The following is a 4,139-nucleotide window of genomic DNA, read 5'->3' on the forward strand; positions in this document are numbered from 1 at the left end:
GTGCACGGCGGTGTCGGCGACCAGCACGGTCTTGCCCCGCGCCAGCACGATCGAGACGCCGATGACGCGGTGGCCGGGCTTGGCATCGATGACGCGGCGGATGTCGTCGAGCGCGGTCGAATAGTTGCGGGTGACGCCGGTGACGATGCCGTCGGCGTCACCCAGCGCCACCATGCAGGCGGCAAAGTGGTTGCGATCGTTGTTGATCAGCCGCTGGCAGTCGCGAAACAGGAAGCCTTTGCGCTGCATGCGCTCGTAGAGGTAGTCGGTGTAGATGCCGTTGCGGCGCGACAGCCTTGCATTGATGATCTCGATGCCTTGCTTGTTGAGATCGATGCCGGCGTGCTTGGCGTTTTCCTTGATGACGTCGTCGCGGCCGAGCAGGATGGCGGTGCCGAGCTTCTGGTTCACATAGGAGACGGCGGCGCGCATGACCTGTTCCTCCTCGCCCTCGGCGAAGACGATGCGCTTGGGCTGGCGGCGCACGCGGTCGTAGATGCGCTGCAGGGTCGAGGCGATCGGGTCGCGGCGGGCCGACAGTTCCTGCGCGTAACGGTCGAGGTCAAGGATCGGCTTGCGGGCGACGCCTGAATCCATCGCCGCCTTGGCGACCGCAATCGGAATGGCCGAGATCAGGCGCGGGTCGAACGGCACCGGGATGATGTAGTTGGGGCCGAATTTCGGCCGATTACCCTGATAGGCGGCGGCGACGTCGTCGGGCACGTCCTGGCGCGCCAGTGCCGCCAGCGCCTGGGCGGCGGCGATCTTCATGTCGTCATTGATGGTGGTTGCCCTGACATCCAGCGCGCCGCGGAAGATATAGGGGAAGCCGAGCACGTTGTTGACCTGGTTCGGATAGTCCGAACGGCCGGTGGCCATGATGGCGTCGGTGCGGATCTCGGCCACTTCCTCCGGCGTGATTTCCGGATCGGGATTGGCCATGGCGAAGATGATCGGGTTCTTGGCCATCGACTGCACCATGGCGGTGGTCAGCGCGCCCTTGGCGGAGAGGCCGAGGAAGACGTCGGCGCCGTCGAGCGCCTCGGCGAGGCTGCGCGCCTCGGTCTTCACCGCATGCGCCGACTTCCACTGGTTCATGCCTTCGGTGCGGCCCTGGAAAACCACGCCCTTGGTGTCGCATAGGATGATGTTTTCCGGCGAAAAGCCCATCGCCTTCATCAGCTCGATGCAGGCGATGCCGGCGGCGCCGGCGCCGTTGCAGACCATTTTCGTGGTCTTCATGTCACGGCCGGTGATCTCCAGCGCGTTGATCAGGCCGGCGGCGGAGATGATCGCGGTGCCGTGCTGGTCGTCATGGAAGACCGGGATGTCCATCAATTCGCGCAGCCGCTGCTCGATGATGAAGCATTCCGGCGCCTTGATGTCCTCGAGATTGATGCCGCCGAAGGAGGGCCCGAGGAAACGCACGCAGTTGATGAACTCGTCGGCGTCCTCGGTGTCGACCTCGAGGTCGATGGAATCGACATCGGCGAAGCGCTTGAACAGCACCGCCTTGCCCTCCATCACCGGCTTGGAGGCCAGCGCGCCGAGATTGCCGAGACCGAGAATGGCTGTGCCGTTGGAGATGACTGCGACCATATTGCCGCGCGTCGTGTAGTCGAAGGCGCGCGAGGGGTCTTCGGCGATGGCCAGGACCGGAACCGCGACACCAGGCGAATAGGCGAGGCTGAGGTCGCGCTGCGTCGCCATCGGCTTGGTGGCGACGACCTCCAGCTTGCCCGGCCGACCCATGGCGTGGAATTCGAGCGCTTCCTGCGCACTGACGGACGGACCGCTGTTCTCGGTTTTCCTGGCCATGATGTACTTGATTTCCTCACCGGTGCAGCACCTCGTTGAAGCGGGTGCTTTGTGTCGGACCGAATTAAGACCACGCGCCGCCGCGTGTAAACTGCCAGCGTGCGGAATCGCGGTTGGTACGCGCGATTGCGGGCATCCTGCCGTCCCGGTCGTCCCCTGTTTTTCGAAGCCCCGGCATTAAACCGCGCGATCACATCTGCTAGCGTGCGGCGCATGAACATGCACAGCCCGAACGAGCCAGACGCCCCCGAGGCGATGACGCCGGTGCCGACCGCCCACGCCGGCGCCACGCCGATGATCGAGCAATTCATCGAGATCAAGGCGGCAAACCCGGATTCGCTGCTGTTCTATCGCATGGGCGATTTCTACGAACTGTTCTTCGACGATGCCGAGAAGGCAAGCCGGGCGCTGGGCATCGTCTTGACCAAGCGCGGCAAGTATCAAGGGCTCGACATTCCGATGTGCGGTGTGCCGGTGCATGCTGCTGACGACTATCTGCAGAAGCTGATCGGCCAGGGTTTCCGCGTTGCCGTCTGCGAACAGATCGAGGATCCGGCCGAGGCGAAGAAACGCGGCGGCAAATCGGTGGTGCGCCGCGATGTGGTGCGGCTGGTGACACCAGGCACCATCACCGAGGACAAATTGCTGGCGCCGTCGGAATCGAGCTTCCTGATGGCGCTGGGGCGGGTGAAAGGCGGAGCGGACCACTCCTTTGCGCTGGCCTGGATCGACATCTCGACCGGCGCCTTCCGCGTCACCGACACCACCGCCGACCGGCTTTTGGCTGACATCTTCCGTGTCGATCCGCGTGAGTTGATCGTTGCCGAGCCAGTGTTCCACGATCCGGAGCTGAAGCCGGTGTTCGACGTGCTCGGCCGCGTCGCCAGCCCGCAACCACCGTCACTGTTCGATTCGGCGTCGGCGACAGGGCGCATCGCCCGCTTCTTCGATGTGGCGACGCCGGACAGTTTTGGCGCCTTTTCGCGCGCCGAACTGTCGGCGATCTCGGGCGCCATTGCCTATGTCGAGAAGACGCAGAAAGCGGAGCGCCCGCCGCTGTCGCGGCCCGAACGCGAGGAGCAGGGTTCGACCCTGTTCATCGATCCGGCGACACGCGGCAATCTGGAACTGCTGCGCACGCTGTCGGGCAGCCGCGAAGGCTCGCTGTTCAAGGCGATCGACCGCACGGTGACCGGCGGCGGCGCAAGGCTGCTCGCCGACCGGCTGATGGCGCCGCTGACCGACCCGGCGGCGATCGGCGCCAGGCTGGACTCAGTGTCGTTCTTTCGTTCCGAAACGCGACTTTGCCAGGCGGTGCGGTCGAGCCTGAAGAGCGTTGCCGACATGCCCCGCGCGCTGTCCAGGCTGGCGCTCAACCGGGGTGGGCCGCGCGACCTTGGCGCGCTGCGCGCCGGCTTCGAGGCGGCAGGCGCGATCGCCGAAATCTTTGCCGCGACCGCCCTGCCCCCGGAACTTGCGGCGGCATTGGCCGCCATCCATGCACTGCCCCAAGCGCTTTCGCAGCATCTGATGCAGGCACTTGGCGACGAACTGCCGCTGCTCAAGCGCGACGGCGGCTTCGTTCGTGGCGGCTACCATGCCGATCTCGACGAGATGCGGGCGCTGCGCGACGAATCGCGAAAGGTGATCGCCGGGCTGGAACGCTCGCTGATCGACGAGACCGGCATCCGCTCGCTGAAAATCCGGCACAACAATGTGCTCGGCTACTATATCGAGGTGACCGCCAACCACCATGCTGTGATGACCGGCAGCGATGGCGCCAAGGCGCGCTTCATCCACCGCCAGACCATGGCCAACGCCATGCGCTTTACCACGACCGAGCTTGCCGAGCTCGAGACCAAGATCGCCAATGCCGCCGACCGGGCGCTCAACATCGAACTGGCCGCCTTCGAGGCGCTGACGACGGAAGCGGTCGGCGAAGCGGAGAAGATCCGTGCCGGCGCCGATGCGCTGGCCGTGCTCGATGTCTCCGCGGCGCTCGCGCTTCTGTCGGAAAGCGAAGCCTGGTGCCGGCCGGTGGTGGATTCGAGCCTTGCCTTCGAGATTACGGGCGGGCGGCATCCGGTGGTCGAACAGGCCTTGCGCCGCTCCGGCGAAGGCCCGTTCGTCGCCAATGATTGCGACCTGTCGCCGGAGGGAGCTGCCCGGAACGGCGCGATCTGGCTTTTGACCGGCCCGAACATGGGCGGTAAATCGACATTCCTGCGGCAAAACGCGCTGATCGCCATCCTGGCCCAGACCGGCTCGTTCGTGCCGGCGACATCGGCCCATATCGGCGTCGTCGACCGGCTGTTCTCGCG

General features: G+C 65.4%; 2 protein-coding genes. One reads left to right on the forward strand and one right to left on the reverse strand.

What is annotated here, in order from left to right:
- Positions 1-1,818, reverse strand: a 1,818-nt coding sequence (locus ENZ74_RS23955) for an NADP-dependent malic enzyme (RefSeq protein ID WP_164761165.1), incomplete at its 3' end; no start/stop codon positions are given.
- A gap of 213 nt (positions 1,819-2,031) precedes the next feature.
- Here ENZ74_RS23955 and mutS point away from each other — a divergent pair.
- Positions 2,032-4,139: DNA mismatch repair protein MutS (mutS, locus tag ENZ74_RS23960; protein ID WP_127313032.1), on the forward strand; the 2,108-nt coding region annotated here is incomplete at its 3' end.

It is taken from the genome of Mesorhizobium sp. M7A.F.Ca.CA.002.15.2.1 (assembly GCF_003998715.1).
Classification (GTDB): Bacteria; Pseudomonadota; Alphaproteobacteria; order Rhizobiales; family Rhizobiaceae; genus Mesorhizobium; species Mesorhizobium ciceri.